Source organism: Crocinitomix algicola, assembly GCF_001661595.2.
Lineage (GTDB): Bacteria > Bacteroidota > Bacteroidia > Flavobacteriales_D > Crocinitomicaceae > Crocinitomix > Crocinitomix algicola.
The window spans coordinates 23,411-40,703 of sequence record NZ_LYPF02000024.1; the positions used below are offsets into that span (position 1 = coordinate 23,411).

Here is a 17,293-nt window from a genome sequence, read left to right on the forward strand (position 1 = left end):
TAACAAAATTAATTATTCCTGAACGAACTTAATTTCTGTTTCTCCTACTTTTGTCATAGACCCTTCATACACGACGTCGTCAGTTACTTCCTCATAGTCATAACCTTCATTCAGATCTTGTTTAAACACCATTTCTTTACTCTTCAGCATATCAATTGTGTAAATAATTGAATTTACCCCTTCTGCAAATTCCTCGTTATCTGTAGAGCTTTCGTTTACAGTTCCCGATGTTCCATCCGTATAATTAATTGTAATTTCTTGCTCAACCGCTACATCAGATTTAGTCACACTTAATAATACCCGTTCTTTATTCTTATAATCCTCTGACTGTCCACCTAAGAAACTCCATGTCCCAGTTTCTTCACTCGTCACAACGTCTACATAATCTCTGTCATCTACAAAAAAACCATCGCCATCACGCGTATATTTATAGGTAATCACCATTTTTCTAGACCATGTTCCATCTTTCTCCACCACAAATTCCTCGCTATTAACGGTAACTGCAGCAACCGTAGTAGTCGGATCTCCACTGTCAGAATCATAAATTATCGTTCTTGATCCACTTCCATCATTAATGTCTAAAGTCATTTTCTCCGAAGAATTTGTGTATTCAGTATCTGAATTCATATACCACGAAGCCATTGTATACTCTCCTGCCAGTCTCGATTTTCTTGATTTTAAACTTAAAAACGGGTCATTTTCACCTTTTTTACACGAAGGAGTTGCCATTAGCAATCCTACAGCCGCCACGGCTAATACTATTTTTTTCATAAATTTAAATTTGGCGGTAAAATACAAAAATCGAAAATCACGAACTCTTAAAATATGTTAAGAAATGGTTGTTTTCTAACCAATCCAAATACCAATTCCAAATCCCGCAAGAATTGCTAAGAGCTTATATAAATTAATTTTATGACCTTCTGAGGACTCAAAAATGATTGTCGTTGCCACATGGAAAAACATTCCGATAGCCGTTGCCAACAACCAACCGAAACTTATCTCAAAATTATGCACTAGCCAATCTCCAAAAAACAAACCTAATGGAGCCATAATGCCAAATAAAGCGAGGTATGTCCATGACATTCGTTTTGAAACACCTGAAGCATCAAGGATAATTTTTAGAGCTACAGCAACAGGAATTTTGTGCACAAATACCCCCCAATACAGTCCATGTGCATGATGTGAGGCATGGTTAATTGGAATTGCTTCCACAAAAGCATGAATACTAAGGCTTATAAAAACCGCCAAAGGAAAATGAACTTTAATGGCCGATCCATTCGTATGCGTATGTCCATGTTCGGCTCCTTTTGAAAAATACTCTAAAACCAATTGTAAAAAAAATCCTAACAGAATAAAAAAACCTGTAGTCTCAATCTCTTTATAAGCCTCAGGTAAAATATGTGTGAAAATTATTGTTAGCAAAAAACCTCCACTGAACGACAATAAAAACTTTAAATTCGTTTTTTGCTTGATGATTAACACCAGAACACCACCGAACATTACTGCCAACATAAAAAGCAGCGTTTGCATAAATATACTCATCCTACTTTTTCTTTGCAACAATAATTAAGCGTTCAGAATTCTTTGTAAATGGCGATAGTTGATAATCTCCAAAAACATTTTCAATCTCAAAATTTGCATTGGTTAATAATCGTTCGAACTCTTTTTTGTCAATTAGCTGAACCTTTTCTTGATAGTCGAATTGCTTTCCTTTATCTTCAAAAGAAATATTTTTAATGATTTTTTCATCCTGTATTGACTTACTAATCTTGAATTTTATCCCGTCTATTTCCTTTTGTTCAGCCTCAACAATATTATTTCGTATAAAATCAGGGTTTAAAAAATCTATAACAAGCTTACCGTTTGGGTTCAAATATGTTGAAACCGCATTAAGTACTTTTTGGTTTTCATCTGTACTCTCAAAATAACCAAAGCTGGTAAAAAGATTTAATACCAAGTCAAACGATTCTCCCTCAATAGGGTCTCGCATATCATGGACTTCAAACTTCAATCCAGAATTTTCATTTTTTTTTGCCTCCTCAATACTTTCTCTGGACAAATCAACTCCCATTGTATTGAATCCAAGGGAATTCACGAATATTGAGTGACGTCCTTTACCACATGCCAAGTCTAATACCCGACCATCTTTAGCTAAATCAAGATAATTAAACAGGTTTTTTATAAATAACTCTGCCTCAGAATAATCTCTATTTTGATAAAGAATATGGTAATAAGAAGTATCAAACCATGATTCAAACCATTCTCTCATGAATTCCTAATTTTTATGCAAAAATACAACAGTTTTATTGGTTTACAAAACAGAAATGAAAAGGGAAAAATTCAAACTGCAAATTACCCCCCTAAAACGATGAAATTCACAATTCTGAATTAAAATTAAAGGATGACAAATTTTAACCACAAACCGAATTATAAGGCCATTAATTTTATATATTTGTTGCTATCAGGCAAAAACTTGTGAGTACGATATACGAAATATATAAACAATTAGAAGAAAGAGATGTCATATTATCTTTTAAAGGGATGATGACCTCTGAGCTTTTAACTACCATCTTACAGATAATGGAAACAAAGATGGATGGCTTTGAAGAAAGTCCCCGTATTCGTAAAAAAGTTTTTAATGTATTGGTGGAATGTTTACAAAATTTATATCATCATATTGATGAGCGGAAAGATGATACAGAAGCCAGTAAAAATGAGATGAATGCTTTATTTATGATTTCTAAATCGGATACGGGTTATACGATTACGACTGGAAATTATATGAACCCAAATGATGTTCCAACTGTTAAGGATAAACTCGACTTAATAAATGGAATGACAAAGGATGAGTTAAAAGAGTATTATAAACAAGTTTTAAATGAAGGGACCATGTCAGAAAAAGGCACGGCAGGTTTAGGCATGATTGATATCGCGCGAAAATCTGGTAAAGATTTAGTTTACTCTTTTTCACCAATAAATGATAACCTAACCTTTTTTAGCCTATCGGTTAAAATAGAAGACTAAAAATATGGAAAATTTAAATTTGGAAGGATCGGCAAAAACGCCTACAGTAAAGTTTGATTCAGCTAAAGGAACATTAGAATTGAAAGGAAGATCAATTCCGGAAAACTCGATTGAATTCTACAAACCCCTCAATGATTGGATTGATTCTTATGCTGGAAATCCACAATCAGAAACAACTGTTGATGTGAAATTAGAGTACTTCAACACTTCTTCTTCAAAGTGTATTCTTGATTTATTCAAGCAACTTGAAAAACTAAATCAAAAGAACACGATGGTAAAAGTAAACTGGTATTTTGAAGAGGATGATGAAGATATGGCCGAGGCAGGCGAAGATTATCAAGCCATCATTGACTTACCGTTCAAAATGATCGAAGTCGAAGAAATTTAAGTCTTGAAAACAAAGAAAAAAATTGGAATTACCGGTGGAATTGGTGCCGGTAAGTCCTTTGTTTGTAGTATCATCGAAAATTTAGGCTACCCTGTCTTCTATTCGGATAGTGTTGCAAAAAAGCTAACGGATACTCATCCGGAAATAAAAAAACAAATTATCGAATTGTTTGGCCATGAAGCATACCTGAGTCATAGCCTTAATCGTCCGTTCATAGCGCAACAGGTTTTTAATGACAAAGGGTTACTCGAACAACTAAATCAAATCATTCATCCTGCCGTACAACATTCCTTTCATCAATTTTACGAGCGATCAAATAAATCGTTAATTTTTAACGAAGCTGCTATAATATTTGAAACTGGTTCTTATAAAAACTTTGACGCCACAATTTTAGTCAAAGCTCCAAAAGATTTAAGAATTAAACGTGTACTCAATCGCGACAACTCAACTGAGAAAGAAATAGAAAAAAGAATGGACAAACAGTGGTCCGACCAAAAAAAAGAACAAATAGCAGACTATGTTATTTTAAACGATGATAAATCCTTATTAACTCCGCAGATTATCGCAATTATTGATAAATTAACGGTATGATACCGATTTATTCTGCCCAAGATTTGCGTTCATGGGATCATTATACTATTGAAAACAGTTCTATTTCCTCCATTGATTTAATGGAAAAAGCCGCTATTGGATGTTGTAAAAAAATTATCGGCAACATTTCATTTTCTACTGCCCATGTTTTTTGCGGGGTTGGAAACAATGGCGGAGATGGCCTAGCAATAGCTCGCTTATTGGAACTTCACGGCGTTAAAACCCTGGTTTATATTATTGGAGATAGCGAAAATTCGTCTACTGATTTTAAAACGAACTATCGCCGTCTTCCATCACATATCCCAACGGTTCATCTTGATTCCGCAGACCATTTAAGTATTAAAGAAGGAATCATCATCGATGCTATTTTTGGCACCGGTTTAAATCGACCAGTACTGGGGAAGGTAGGCGCACTAATATCAGCTATTAATCAACTCAACCTGCCTATTTTCTCAATTGATATCCCAAGCGGTTTATACGCTGATAATAATCATGATAATCCTCTGTCAAACTGCATTGAAGCAAAATACACGGTAACTATTCAAACCATGAAAATGCCGTTCTTCTACGCAGAATATGAGCGGTATTTTGGAAAGGTTTTGACGGTCGACATTCAGCTTCTTGATTCATTTTCAAGAAATCCGCTAGCTTACTTTATCAATCAATGTCCCTACTCCCCTCCTCCTTTATCGCAATTCGCTCATAAAGGGCATAAAGGCTTTTTAACTGTTATTGGTGGCTTTGAAAAAATGGCCGGCGCAGCTATATTAGCCACAAAAGCTGGCTTTAGAGTTGGTGCAGGTTATGTGGGAGCCATTAGCAGTATATCGAGCTTTACTCCCCTTATCACTCATTTACCCGAATTAATTTATTGTGGTGATACAATCGACGAATTGCATCCGAAAACCAACGCTATCGCAATAGGACCTGGTTTGGGCACAAGTAAAACCGCCGAACATATCATTCAAACGGTATTCAAAAAAAACATTCCGCTCATCATTGATGCTGATGCGATCAATTTAATTGCTCGTTCTCCAAACCTTTTAAGCCAAATCCCCTCCAATTCTATCCTCACACCACATTTAAAAGAACTAGAAAGACTAATTGGTCCTTCTAACAGTCCTGAAAAAAGGTTAGAACAACAGGTGGCTTTCGCTAAAAAACATCGAATTTTCCTACTTCAAAAAGGGGCCTATTCAAAACTTGCATGTCCTGATGGAAGTTTATTCATCAATTCTACAGGTAATAGCAGTATGGCTTCAGCTGGAATGGGCGATGTTCTTTCAGGTATGATAGGCGGCTTACTGGCAAAAGGCTATGCACCTAAAGAAGCTACACTTGTTGGCGTATACGCACATGGACTAGCTGGAGACATCGCCGTTAGAAATAGTGGAAGTATTGGTATACTTGCCTCAGATATTATTGAACAAATTCCAGCTGCACTAAATCAACTTTAAATTCGATAAGTTAAGCCTAAATTTACGCCGATTCCATACATATGATGCACTCGTTTGAATGTATCTCCGCTGTAGGTATTTCCCAAATGTCTCCTGTACTCTACATTTAACGTCAACCCAAAATATTTCACGTAATAATTCAACCCAAGTCCTCCACTAACCATAATATTAAAAGGGTTAAAACCTTGTTTAATTTTCTGAAATACTTCTTCCGTTTCAACTCCCTCTGCTGTTCGGAAATCCGTTCTATTTCGTATATTTAATATATTCAATGGCATTATACCTGCGAAACCAAAAACCTGAAAATCTTGACCATAAGTATATCTTAGTTTTAAAGGAATTCCAGCTTGAACATACATATTGGAATAAAAATAAGTAGAGTCCGAATTTGGGTCTTCATAAAAATATTGTTCCCCATGGCCGAAAAACGATAATCCAGCTTCAAGACCAAAATTACCTCCTAGGTCCATTACGGTTCCTAATGTTATACCTGGAGCATACCAAGACTTTTCGTCTAATTTTTTCGCATGAAAACTATAAACTGAATTATCTTGAAAATCTCTGTATGAATATTGCCCTAAAACGCTGATATAGTAAGTAGACCCCGTTAAGTTTTCATAATCAAAAGGAGGCAATGTTCGTTGATATTCGTCCTCCTTAGCTTTCACCTCTTTTTTCTTTTCTTTTTTTTCTTTTTTAGGCTTTACCTCTCCACCTGAAATTTGAGCAGTCACTGACAGTCCACTAAAAAATAATACGCCTAATAATAAATACTTGAAATGCGTTTCTTTTCGTTTATATTTGATTTTCATACATGCAAAAATAAGGAATGACAATTAATTAATTTTAATCTTTTATGCGAATTACTTTCAATTCCCCCGTAATATTAACTTTTTCTTTTTTATGTGCCATAGTCTATTTATTCAACCCCCAATCTCATCCAGCAAACAGTTTATTTACGCTTTTGCCCGTTTGGGATCTGGACAATTTCACATGGTACTTTAGACTATTTTCAAACGCAATAGGCCATGCTAGCACCGACCATTTAATGTCTAATCTTGCTTTTATATTATTATTGGGACCCTTGATAGAAGAAAAATATGGTTGGAAAAACACCTTATTCATGCTTTTATCAACGGCATTAATTTGTTCTTTATTTCATTTACTTTTCTTTAATGTTGGTCTTTTAGGAGCAAGTGGAATTGTTTTTATGTTAATTTTACTAACCTCATTGGTTAACTTTAAATCCGGAGAAATCCCTTTAACTTTTATCCTCATAGTGTTAGTGTATATAGGTAAAGAAATAATGGGAACGTTTTCAGATGACAATATTTCACATACAACACATATTGTTGGTGGAATTGTTGGTGCCGCTTTTGGATTTCTTTTGAATAAAAAAAAGAGCAAAAAAAATACTAAATCTAACCCTTTAAATGCGGTTAAATAAACAATTTATTAGATAATGGAAAAATCGAGCGGATTAACGTTTTGAATTTATTATTTTTATCACTTTCAATAAAGCTATGGAGAAATTATCGGACAAGGACGGAATAGATCAACTCAGTATAAAATACAAAGCACTTAAAGCTGAAATTCACAAAGTAATTGTTGGACAAGATGATGTGGTAAATCAAGTCATCATGTCAATATTTAGTCGCGGACATAGTTTATTAGTCGGTGTACCTGGATTAGCTAAAACTCTATTAATTCAAACTATATCAGATTCACTTGGTTTATCCTTTAAGCGAATTCAATTTACGCCAGATTTAATGCCTTCGGATATCATTGGTTCTGAAATTTTAGATGAGAATAGAAATTTCAAGTTTATCAAAGGTCCTATTTTTGCAAATATTGTTTTGGCGGATGAAATAAACCGTACCCCTCCTAAAACTCAAGCGGCCTTATTAGAAGCAATGCAAGAGAAAACGGTTACCGCGGCGGGAACGAAATACGAATTAGACAAACCATTCTTCGTTTTAGCGACTCAAAACCCGATTGAGCAGGAAGGTACTTATCCTTTACCTGAGGCGCAACTTGACCGTTTCATGTTCAACATTTGGGTGGATTACCCCACATATGAAGAAGAAATTGCCATTGTAAAAAACACTACAGCAGATTTAAAGACGAACTTAAGCCCTATACTTTCTGGAGAAGAGATCGTTTATTTTCAAAATCTAATTCGACGTATTCCTGTTCCAGAATCTGTTTATGAATATGCAGTAAAGCTTGTCGCTAAGACACGTAAAAACTCGCCCCACACACACCCTTTAACCGAACAATATTTAGATTGGGGAGCTGGTCCAAGAGCATCCCAATATTTAATTATAGGAGCTAAATGTCACGCAGCAATTCATGGCAAATATTCTCCAGATATTGAAGATGTGAAAGCTGTTGCCTACGCTATTTTACGTCACAGAATTGTTCGAAATTACCGTGCTGAGGCTGAAGGCTATACGATGGAGAAAATAATTCAAGAATTAATGAAATAATTCAATATTCTTGATATCCAAGCTGAAGATTTTGTTAATTACGAAATAAATTCGAATCTTTCATACCGTAAAACTGGTATTGCTGGGGGTATGAATACTATAGCAAGTACCTTGATAAAAATATGGGAGTATCTTGGATTGGTGAAGCAGGTTTTGCACCAGGATCTTCAGGAAGCTCAATAGGCCATTCGCTTTTGAACAATTTTTATTTAGATTTTAAACTAGGATATCATTTTGCGAAAATCATTTAGCCTTCCAATTGAATTAAATTCATAAAGCTTAAACAAGGTGAAATTATTCATCCAATAAACTAAATTAAGTTAGAATTAACGGCGCGTAAAACAGTGCAATAATTTTAGATTATTCTAATTTTTTAATTCGACAATTAGTTCTGAACTTTTGTTTTACCTATCTTTGCGCTTCATTAATTTATTGAAATCATGAATGCTTTAACAGCTATTTCTCCAATTGACGGAAGATACCGTAACAAAGTTGAAAATTTAGGGGACTATTTTTCAGAATACGCATTAATAAAATACCGTGTACAAGTAGAAATTGAGTACTTTTTGGCTTTAACCGAAATGGACATCAAGGCGCTTGCTGATTTCCCAAAAGATCAAAAAGATAGTTTACGTTCTATTTACATCGATTTTTCGATTGAAGATGCAAAAAAAATCAAAGACATTGAAAAGGTTACCAATCACGATGTTAAAGCTGTCGAATATTTTATTAAAGAACGTTTAAGTGATTTAGATTTAAGTCAATTTGAAGAGTTTATTCATTTCGGCTTAACATCTCAGGACATTAACAATACAGCTGTACCTTTGTCGTTAAGGGATGCTGTGCATCAAGAATACATTCCATTATTAGACGAACTGATCCATACCTTAAATGAACTAAGTCAAGAATGGAAAGAAATTCCAATGTTGGCTCGCACACATGGACAGCCGGCTTCGCCTACTCGTTTAGGTAAAGAAATCTATGTTTTTGTTGAGCGATTGGATGTTCAAAAAAGACAACTTCTTGCCATTCCATTTTCAGCTAAATTTGGCGGAGCAACTGGAAATATGAATGCTCACTTTGTAGCATATCCAAAAATTGACTGGGTTGATTTTGCCAATAATTTTGTTAATAACACATTGCGCATTGATCGAAGTCAAACAACAACTCAAATTGAACATTATGATAATGCTGCAGCTCTTTTTGACGCAATGAAAAGAATCAACAGCATTATTCTTGATTTGGATCGAGATATGTGGACTTATATATCAATGGATTATTTTAAGCAAAAAATAAAAGCAGGAGAAATAGGCTCTTCAGCTATGCCGCATAAAGTGAACCCTATTGACTTTGAAAACTCCGAAGGAAACATTGGTATGGCGAATGCCATTTTTGAGCATTTATCAGCGAAATTACCAGTTTCACGACTACAACGAGACCTTACAGATTCAACTGTTTTAAGAAATGTTGGTGTTCCTATTGGACATACTTTAATCGCTCTTCAATCAACTTTAAAAGGGATTAATAAACTCTTATTGAATGAAGCAAAACTTGCTGAAGATTTGGAAGATAACTGGGCTGTTGTTGCAGAAGCAATTCAAACTGTTCTAAGAAGAGAAGGATATCCTAAACCATACGAAGCTTTAAAAGGTTTAACACGCACAAATGATGTGATTTCGGCAAAAAGTATTAGTGAGTTTATTGATTCATTAGAAGTATCTGAAGAGGTAAAATCAGAATTGAAATTAATCAACCCTAGAAACTTTACCGGAATTAACATGGTCAAGTAATTTTAAATTTGATTTCAAAATTTTTAAAGCGCTTTTAGCGCTTTTTTTATTTCCTCTTTTTCTTCTAAAGTAAAGGTAGGTTTTTGATTGGTTTCTTTATCAAGCAGCTCAAGTATTTGGTTCAGAGTGGCTGAATCCGACTCGTAATTTCTACATCCTTTACAAATAAAACGATGCAAACGGATTTGCATTTTTTCTGATAAATTTAACTCCGTTAAATATCCTTTTTCAATATAGTATGTAATTTTCTCGCAATTCACTAGTCAAACCATTTTTTCTCGAGGCAATCTCGGAGTTGCAATTTAGCACGATGTATGATCACCCACAAGTTTGACGCTGTAATTTCATGTTCATTACAAACCTCTTCACTTTCTTTATTTTCAACCAACTTATCAACTACAATTCCTTTGTATTTTGAAGGTAATAGACTAATACAATGGCCAATTGCTTCTCTCAATTCGTTGTTTTCAATTTCAACTTCTATCTCTGCTAATTTACCTTTTGGTCGGTAATTATTTAAAAACTCACCCTTAATAATTCCGTCTGTAGTGAAAAAAGACATCGGGTTAGTTTTACGAGATTCTTGTTTTCTCCAGTGATCGATTATTTTTCGTTTCAATATTGAGAACAACCATGTTTTCACAGTACTTTTTCCTTGAAAATTATCGAGTCCTTTTAAAGCAGAAACAAAGGTATCTTGAACAAGATCTTTCGACAGGTCCATGTCGTTAACCCGTGCGTAGGCATAATTACAAAGCATATCTGCATAATCATCTACCCATTCGGATGTATCTATATTGGTTGCATTATTCATCCCGTGTAAAATTAGTGATATTTCTTTTTTCTAACATGTTCTTAAATTCACTAATCTTGTAATCCAAACTGCGGTAATTAGTTTATTAAAACCTGGATTTAAAACAATCAAATTCTGTTTTTGTTCAAAAAAAAAGAGGCTAATTACATTAACCTCTTTAAAATTATTTCGAAATATCATTACCCATTCACAGCATCGGACAAACAATAACTTCCCTTATCTATTAATTTGGTTGCTATTAATTGTCGTGCATTTTTTGTATTGAATGGCTGTACTTTGGTAAATCGTTTAAGCCCCATCATCATCATGGTTAATTCATCAGCTTCGACAAAAGCCATTAATGCATCCTTCCCAGATTTGTTAATTCGATCAGCCGCATCAAAAATGTATGTTTTAACTATGGCAATGTATTCCGCACATGCTTCTTCTCCTCTTGATTTCACCATTTTTTCCACTCTTAAAAGCACAGATTCAGACGCATAAATAGCATTTGCAATATCAGCAATATTCATCAAAATTTCTTGTTCTTTCGATAATTGCATCATTAACTTCTGAGCGGCAGTTCCTGCGACCATCAATAAGGTCTTTTTAAAATTCTTCAAATAACCTTTTTCTTCCGCAAACAACTCTGAAGAAGGATCCGAAAAATCAGGAATACTCATCAACTCATTTGCAACAGCTTGTGCTGGCCCCATCAAGTCCAATTGACCTTTCATTGCCTTTTTCAAAATCATGTCCACTGTTAAAAGACGATTGATTTCATTGGTTCCTTCAAAAATTCGATTTATTCTTGAATCACGATAAGCACGTTCAACTGCTGATTCAGCCGAGAATCCCATTCCTCCATGAATTTGAACTCCTTCATCAACGCAATAGTCTAGGGTTTCTGAACCTAATACCTTTAACATTGCGCATTCCGCGGCAAACTCTTCAATACCTTTCAATGTTGCATCTTGCTTATCCATTCCCCCTTCAACAAGGTTGTGGATTGCTTCATCGATATTTGCCGCGGCACGATAGACTGCAGATTCTAACACAAAAGTTTGTATCGCCTGTTCGCCAATTTTATGTCGAATAGCACCATATTTTGAAATCGGTCGACCAAATTGTTCTCTTTCATTGGCATATCTAACCGAGTGATTAACGACCTCTTTCGCTCCCCCTAAAACACCAGCCGCTAATTTTATACGCCCAATATTTAAAATATTCAAAGCAATTTTAAACCCTTTATTTCTTTCTCCGAGGAGATTTTCTGCCGGAATTGAGACATTGTTAAAGAACACTTGTCGTGTAGAAGAACCTTTGATTCCCATTTTTTTCTCCTCTGGATTTAGGGAAATTCCTTCACGGTTAGCTTCGACGATAAAACCAGTCAAATTCTCATCATCACCAATTTTAGCGAATACGGTAAAAACATCTGCAAAACCTGCATTCGTAATCCACATTTTTTGGCCATTGATAACATAATTTTTACCGTCTTCAGACAATTTAGCTGTTGTTTTACCTGAATTTGCATCAGAACCTGAACTGGGTTCGGTTAAACAATAAGCAGCTTTCCACTCACCACTTGCCAACTTAGGTATAAACTTTTGTTTTTGCTCTTCAGTTCCGTAATATAAAATTGGCAGCGTACCAATTCCTGTATGGGCACCATAAGCTACAGAAAAAGAATTACCTCTTCCCAGGTATTCAGTTGCCAGCATCGAAGTTGGAAAATCAACTCCCATTCCGCCTAAATCTGCAGGTACAGACATACCTAACATGCCTAACTCCCCGGCCTTTTCAACTAAACTCGGCATTAACCCTTCCTCCATTGCATCAATCTCTTCAATTTTTGGATCAATTTCTTGGCGAATAAAATCCAAACAAGTTTGTGCAATCATTCGTTGCTCTTCATTATAATCTTCTGGGGTAAAAACGGCATCGAAATTTGTTTCTCGAATGATAAATTCTCCACCTTTTATTGTCTTTTTATCTTCCATTACATTCCTTTTTTTAATTCTTTATACATTAATTTATGAGGTCCAATTTTAGGAACGGTGTATACCTGTCCTTTGATTTTAAAATCTAATTTTTCATAAAACCCTGTAGCTATCAAACGTGCGTCACACCATAATAAATCTACATTTCGCTGATTCAATTCTTCTATTCCTTTTTGCACTAAAAGTGCACCAACTCCCAGCCCTCTCACTGATGGATCAGTGGCCATTGCTCGCAATCGGTATTGATATTTGGTCGGGAATTTGTCATTTTTTTGAAGAATAAAAGTTGCTGTTCCAACATTTTGGCCTTTTCTGAATGCTGCCATATGAAATGTTGTATCATCTCCATCTGGTTCTATTTCACAAGCCTGAGCATTTTCAAGATGAGGCCAAAGCACCTTAAACCGAAGAGCTTTTAATTCATCCACTTGTGCTTTTCTTATATCTACTTCTATTTTCAACGTTAGAGCATTTCGATTACACCTGCAGCACCTTGACCAGTACCAATACACATCGTCACCACGCCATACTTACCATTTCGGCGTTTTAACTCATTAATTATTTGAACGGATAATTTTGCGCCTGTACATCCCAATGGATGACCTAAAGCAATTGCACCGCCGTTCACGTTAACAATATCTGGATTAAGACCCGTTTCTTTAATCACCGCAAGAGATTGAGACGCAAAAGCTTCATTTAACTCAACAAGATCAATGTCACTCATTTTTAATCCCGCCATTTCAATTGCTCCAGGAATTGCTTTTACAGGGCCTATTCCCATTATTCGAGGTTCTACCCCGACCACCTTATAAGAAACAAGACGTGCAATTGGTTCAAGATTTAATTTTTTCACCATCTCTTCTGACATCATTAAACAAAATGCTGCCCCATCCGACATTTGAGAAGCATTTCCCGCTGTTACTGAGCCGTCTGCCGCGAATACTGGTCTTAACCTTGCTAAAGCTTCAGGTGTTGTTCCTAATCGCGGACCTTCATCTACTTTAATAATATTTGTCCTTTCAGCTCTTTTTCCCTTTTCATCTAAATAAACTTCGTTAACATGAATAGGAACTATTTCACTTTCAAATTTCTTTTCTTCAATAGCTTTCAAGGCTTTCATGTGCGAATTGAAGGCAAATTGATCCTGATCTTCTCTCGTAACCTTATATTTTCTCGCCACTTCTTCTGCCGTATTCCCCATTCCCCAATACCAATCTGCATGATCTTTTGATATCTTAGCGTTTGGAACAACGCGCCATCCTCCCATTGCAATTGCAGACATTGACTCGGTACCTCCCGCAATAATAACATCTGCAATTCCCGCTTCAATTTTAGATTTGGCGATTGCCATTGTCTCTATTCCTGATGAACAATAACGATTAACCGTCATTCCCGGAACTTTCTCTGTGTTTAATCCCATTAGAGAAATAAATCTTCCCACATTTAATCCTTGTTCTGCTTCCGGCATTGCATTTCCTACAATAACATCATCAATTAGTTCATGATCTAATTCAGGAACTTCATTTAAGATATGCTTAATAACATCAGCGGCCATATCATCGGGTCTAGTAAACCTAAAACCTCCTTTATTCGCTTTACCTACTGCGGTACGATAGGCTTTTACTATATATGCTGTTCTCATTTTTTATTCGTTTAATTCTTTTATTCAATTTTTATCCGTTCATTTTTCGAATTAGTGAAATTTTGTCGGCACAAAATCAATTTCGAAGCACCTTGCCACTCGTTACGATACTTTGAATTCGTTCAAGTGTTTTTTTCTTCGTACACAATTCCAAAAAGGCTTTTCGCTCCAAGTCTAACAAGTATTGCTCGTCGACTTTGGTCAAATCTGAAAGATCTCCTCCAGCTAGTACATAACCCAACTTTTCTGAAATTAACTGATCATGTTCTGATATGTAATTACCATGCGCCATCGAATCAGCTCCTACGTATACAATCCCAAGTCCTTCTTGACCAAGAACTGTGATGTTTTTCGGTTTAACTGGTTGAGTATATCCTGCATTGAAAAGTGCTAAACAGGCTTCTTTTGCTCGAGTCAATTGATAGTCACGATCAACAACCACTTCATCAATACCTGGTCGCAAATAACCAAGGTCGAATGCTTCATAAGCTGAAGTTGACACTTTAGCTTGTCCTATCGTTAAAAATTTATCTCTAAAGCGATTGATCCTGACATCTCCTTCTTGTAATTCATCTGAAAACCGTTTGGCAAACTCTTTTGTTCCTCCCCCTCCGGGTATTAAGCCAACACCAAATTCAACAAGTCCCATATATAGTTCAGAATGGGCCACTACTTTGTCTGCATGCATAGACATTTCACATCCACCACCAAGTGCCATATTATGTGGAGCAACAATTACTGGACAAGATGAGTAACGAATACGCATCATTGTATCTTGAAATTGTTTGATGGCAAAATTTAACTCATCATACTCCTGCTCTACTGCCATCATGAAAATAAGTCCAACATTTGCTCCTGCACTAAAGTTTTGTCCATTATTCGATATGACTAGACCTTTATATTCATTTTCAGCCAATTCAATTCCCTTATTAATGCCTTGTAAAACGCCTCCTCCAATTGTATTCATTTTAGTATGAAACTCGAGGTTGAGAATACCATCTCCTAAATCGACTAAATGACAATCGTTATTCTCCCAAACTGTATTTGTGTCTCTTAAATTTTCAAGAATCACTAATTCTTCTGTTCCTGGAATAGTTTTATAGGATTTAGTTGGGATGTCATAGAACATACGAACACCGTTTTCAACTTTATAGAACGACTGATGCCCATTATCCAACATTTCTTGCACCCATCCTGCTACCGATTTACCTTCGGCTTTACAGAGTTCAATAAAGTTTTCAATTCCAACAATGTCCCAAGTTTCAAATGGACCAAGTTCCCAGCCGAATCCTGCTCGCAAGGCATCATCAATCTTATATAATTCATCCGCAATTTCCGGTATTCTATTCGATACGTAAGCGAAAAGTCCAGCAAATGATTTTCTGTAAAATTGCCCTGCTTTACCTTTATCCGCAAATAATATTTTTGTTCTTTTCGCTAAATCTTCAATTGGTTTAGTTTGAGCAAAAACAGGGAAATTAACTTTCTGTTTTGACTCATACTCCAGTGTTTTCAAGTTTAATGACAAAATTTCTTTTTTGCCATCTTGTTTCACTTTTTTATAAAACCCTTGTCCAGACTTGGAACCTAACCATTTATTCTCAACCATTTTGGTGATGTAGTCAGGCAAATTAAAGGCTGAATTTTCTTCGTCATTTGGACAATTCTCTCGAACACCATTCGCAACATGAACTAGTGTATCTAAACCAACTACGTCACAGGTTCTGAAAGTGGCAGACTTCGGACGACCTAGGACAGGGCCTGTCAACTTGTCTACTTCATCAATTGACAAATCAAGTTCTTCAACTAAATGAAACAATGACATAATAGAATAAACCCCAACTCTATTGGCAATGAAAGCTGGTGTATCTTTACACAAGACCGTTTTCTTACCTAAAAAGCGAGCGCCATAATGCATGAAAAATTCAATTATGCTAGGATCTGTTTTAGGAGTAGGAATAATTTCAAGAAGTCTCAAATACCGTGGAGGGTTAAAGAAATGTGTTCCACAAAAATGTTTTTGGAAATCTTCCGATCTTCCTTCTAACATCAAATGGATTGGAATTCCAGATGTGTTTGAAGAAACCAACGTACCCTTTTTTCGATATGTATCAACTTTTTCGAGGATTATTTGCTTGATATCAAGACGTTCAACCACCACTTCAATTATCCAATCGTAATCAGCTATTTTTTCCATGTCATCATCAAAATTTCCGGTAGAAATTCGATCTGCAAATGACTGATGATAAATTGGAGATGGTTTTGACTTTAACGAAGCTGATAAATAATTATTAACCAAACGATTTCTAACCACCTTATCTTGAAGGGTTAGGCCCTTTTGCTGTTCTTTTTCATCAAGTTCTCTTGGAACCATATCGAGTAAAAGCACCTCGCATCCTATATTTGCCATGTGACAGGCAATGGCTGAACCCATTACGCCTGAACCTAATACTGCTACTTTATTAATTTTTCTGTTCATTCTTCTTTATTTTTATTCAGAATAATTTCTTTATTTTTCCATTAGTTTTTCTTCAAACTTATTTTCCTCTAAAAGCTCGTTTAATGTAATATCCAAACGTTCCATGACTTCAAAAAATGCTTTTACTTTTGTTTTGGGAAGTGTTGCATAGAGTTTCTCATTAAAATTGAGAACAACATCTCTTGCAACTTTTCGCTTTCCGATACCATCTGGAGTCAAAAAAACCAACGATTTTCTTTTATCAAACTTATCTGCTTTACGATAGATTAACCCATTTTCCTCCATATTCTTTAGTGTTCGAGACAGACTTGTTGGCTCCATCCCCATTTTTGGCCCTAAAGATGTACTTGGCGTTCCCTCCTTTTCTATATTTAACAAGATAAATCCCCATGAAAAAGACATTCCATGTTGAGCTGCAACCTGGTTGTAATATCGCGATATTTTAAACCAGTTATTGCGTACGTGAAATTCGAATAATTGCTCTTTATTCATTGATTAGCTTTACGGTTGTCCCCAAATATAATTATTTTTTTATTATGCATGCATAACTTTATTTAGATTTTTCTTAAAATCCGTTAAAAAAATTCATTCTAAAATTGGGGGAACGCAAAATCGCTAAAAAACAATGCAAGCATAG

The 17,293-nt window shown here is 35.5% G+C and carries 19 protein-coding genes; 8 read left to right on the top strand and 11 right to left on the bottom strand.

The annotated features are described in order from the left end of the window. Positions 1 to 12: 12 nt before the first annotated feature. The 3 genes from A8143_RS14120 to A8143_RS14130 form a co-directional block, all read right to left on the bottom strand. Complete coding sequence (locus tag A8143_RS14120) at positions 13 to 771, bottom strand: hypothetical protein (protein ID WP_066759457.1); 759 nt, start codon at positions 769 to 771, stop codon at positions 13 to 15. A gap of 75 nt (positions 772 to 846) precedes the next feature. Next, positions 847 to 1,542, bottom strand: coding sequence for a ZIP family metal transporter (locus A8143_RS14125; RefSeq protein WP_083261401.1), 696 nt, complete (start codon positions 1,540 to 1,542; stop codon positions 847 to 849). Position 1,543: 1 nt separating this feature from the next. Continuing rightward, entirely contained in the window at positions 1,544 to 2,269 is a 726-nt protein-coding gene (locus A8143_RS14130; protein ID WP_066759458.1) for a class I SAM-dependent DNA methyltransferase, read from the bottom strand. 206 nt (positions 2,270 to 2,475) lie between these two features. Between A8143_RS14130 and A8143_RS14135 the strand changes: the two genes are divergently transcribed. Genes A8143_RS14135 through A8143_RS14150 form a run of 4 tightly spaced genes read left to right on the top strand, consistent with a single transcriptional unit; the run spans position 2,476 to position 5,460 of the window. Then, complete coding sequence (locus A8143_RS14135) at positions 2,476 to 3,024, top strand: SiaB family protein kinase (protein ID WP_066759460.1); 549 nt, start codon at positions 2,476 to 2,478, stop codon at positions 3,022 to 3,024. Between the two features lie 4 nt (positions 3,025 to 3,028). Continuing rightward, the gene (locus A8143_RS14140) at positions 3,029 to 3,412 is read left to right on the top strand and encodes a DUF1987 domain-containing protein (protein ID WP_066759462.1); all 384 of its coding nucleotides are present in this window, start codon (positions 3,029 to 3,031) and stop codon (positions 3,410 to 3,412) included. A gap of 3 nt (positions 3,413 to 3,415) precedes the next feature. Beyond that, a complete protein-coding gene (gene coaE / locus A8143_RS14145) occupies positions 3,416 to 4,003 on the top strand; it encodes a dephospho-CoA kinase (RefSeq protein ID WP_066759464.1) in 588 nt (195 codons plus the stop codon). After that, the gene (locus tag A8143_RS14150) at positions 4,000 to 5,460 is read left to right on the top strand and encodes an NAD(P)H-hydrate dehydratase (protein ID WP_083261403.1); all 1,461 of its coding nucleotides are present in this window, start codon (positions 4,000 to 4,002) and stop codon (positions 5,458 to 5,460) included. The genes coaE and A8143_RS14150 overlap by 4 nt, the downstream gene beginning before the upstream one ends. On the opposite strand, the gene A8143_RS14155 is transcribed toward A8143_RS14150, so the two are convergent. Then, entirely contained in the window at positions 5,457 to 6,272 is an 816-nt protein-coding gene (locus A8143_RS14155) for a porin family protein (protein WP_066759466.1), read from the bottom strand. The genes A8143_RS14150 and A8143_RS14155 overlap by 4 nt on opposite strands. A gap of 44 nt (positions 6,273 to 6,316) precedes the next feature. Here A8143_RS14155 and A8143_RS14160 point away from each other — a divergent pair, with 44 nt between their 5' ends. From A8143_RS14160 to purB, 4 genes are all read left to right on the top strand, one after another. Then, positions 6,317 to 6,907, top strand: a complete 591-nt coding sequence (locus A8143_RS14160) for a rhomboid family intramembrane serine protease (protein WP_066759468.1) — start codon at positions 6,317 to 6,319, stop codon at positions 6,905 to 6,907. A 76-nt stretch (positions 6,908 to 6,983) separates the two neighbouring features. After that, a complete protein-coding gene (locus A8143_RS14165) occupies positions 6,984 to 7,949 on the top strand; it encodes an AAA family ATPase (protein WP_066759470.1) in 966 nt (321 codons plus the stop codon). Between the two features lie 122 nt (positions 7,950 to 8,071). Then, the gene (locus tag A8143_RS17335) at positions 8,072 to 8,200 is read left to right on the top strand and encodes a hypothetical protein (protein ID WP_262485624.1); all 129 of its coding nucleotides are present in this window, start codon (positions 8,072 to 8,074) and stop codon (positions 8,198 to 8,200) included. Positions 8,201 to 8,389: 189 nt separating this feature from the next. Continuing rightward, complete coding sequence (purB, locus tag A8143_RS14170) at positions 8,390 to 9,739, top strand: adenylosuccinate lyase (protein ID WP_066759472.1); 1,350 nt, start codon at positions 8,390 to 8,392, stop codon at positions 9,737 to 9,739. 23 nt (positions 9,740 to 9,762) lie between these two features. Here purB and A8143_RS14175 read toward each other — a convergent pair whose 3' ends face one another. The 7 genes from A8143_RS14175 to A8143_RS14205 all read right to left on the bottom strand — a co-directional run bounded on the left by A8143_RS14175 (position 9,763) and on the right by A8143_RS14205 (position 17,148). Then, complete coding sequence (locus A8143_RS14175) at positions 9,763 to 9,999, bottom strand: hypothetical protein (RefSeq protein WP_066759474.1); 237 nt, start codon at positions 9,997 to 9,999, stop codon at positions 9,763 to 9,765. Continuing rightward, positions 9,999 to 10,553: a sigma-70 family RNA polymerase sigma factor gene (locus A8143_RS14180; protein WP_066759476.1), complete on the bottom strand. Its 555-nt coding sequence runs from the start codon at positions 10,551 to 10,553 to the stop codon at positions 9,999 to 10,001. The genes A8143_RS14175 and A8143_RS14180 overlap by 1 nt, the downstream gene beginning before the upstream one ends. Positions 10,554 to 10,732: 179 nt before the next feature. Further along, positions 10,733 to 12,535 (bottom strand): acyl-CoA dehydrogenase family protein, encoded by a 1,803-nt coding sequence (locus A8143_RS14185; protein ID WP_066759478.1) that lies wholly within the window; start codon positions 12,533 to 12,535, stop codon positions 10,733 to 10,735. After that, positions 12,535 to 12,996 carry a GNAT family N-acetyltransferase gene (locus A8143_RS14190; RefSeq protein ID WP_066759487.1) on the bottom strand — a complete coding sequence of 154 codons (462 nt, stop codon included), beginning with the start codon at positions 12,994 to 12,996 and terminating at the stop codon, positions 12,535 to 12,537. The genes A8143_RS14185 and A8143_RS14190 overlap by 1 nt, the downstream gene beginning before the upstream one ends. A gap of 2 nt (positions 12,997 to 12,998) precedes the next feature. Beyond that, positions 12,999 to 14,177: a thiolase family protein gene (locus A8143_RS14195; RefSeq protein ID WP_066759490.1), complete on the bottom strand. Its 1,179-nt coding sequence runs from the start codon at positions 14,175 to 14,177 to the stop codon at positions 12,999 to 13,001. A 76-nt stretch (positions 14,178 to 14,253) separates the two neighbouring features. Next, on the bottom strand, positions 14,254 to 16,656 hold the full coding sequence (locus tag A8143_RS14200) for a 3-hydroxyacyl-CoA dehydrogenase/enoyl-CoA hydratase family protein (RefSeq protein ID WP_066759497.1): 2,403 nt from the start codon (positions 16,654 to 16,656) through the stop codon (positions 14,254 to 14,256). 30 nt (positions 16,657 to 16,686) lie between these two features. Then, on the bottom strand, positions 16,687 to 17,148 hold the full coding sequence (locus A8143_RS14205; protein ID WP_066759499.1) for a MarR family winged helix-turn-helix transcriptional regulator: 462 nt from the start codon (positions 17,146 to 17,148) through the stop codon (positions 16,687 to 16,689). Positions 17,149 to 17,293: the final 145 nt, after the last annotated feature.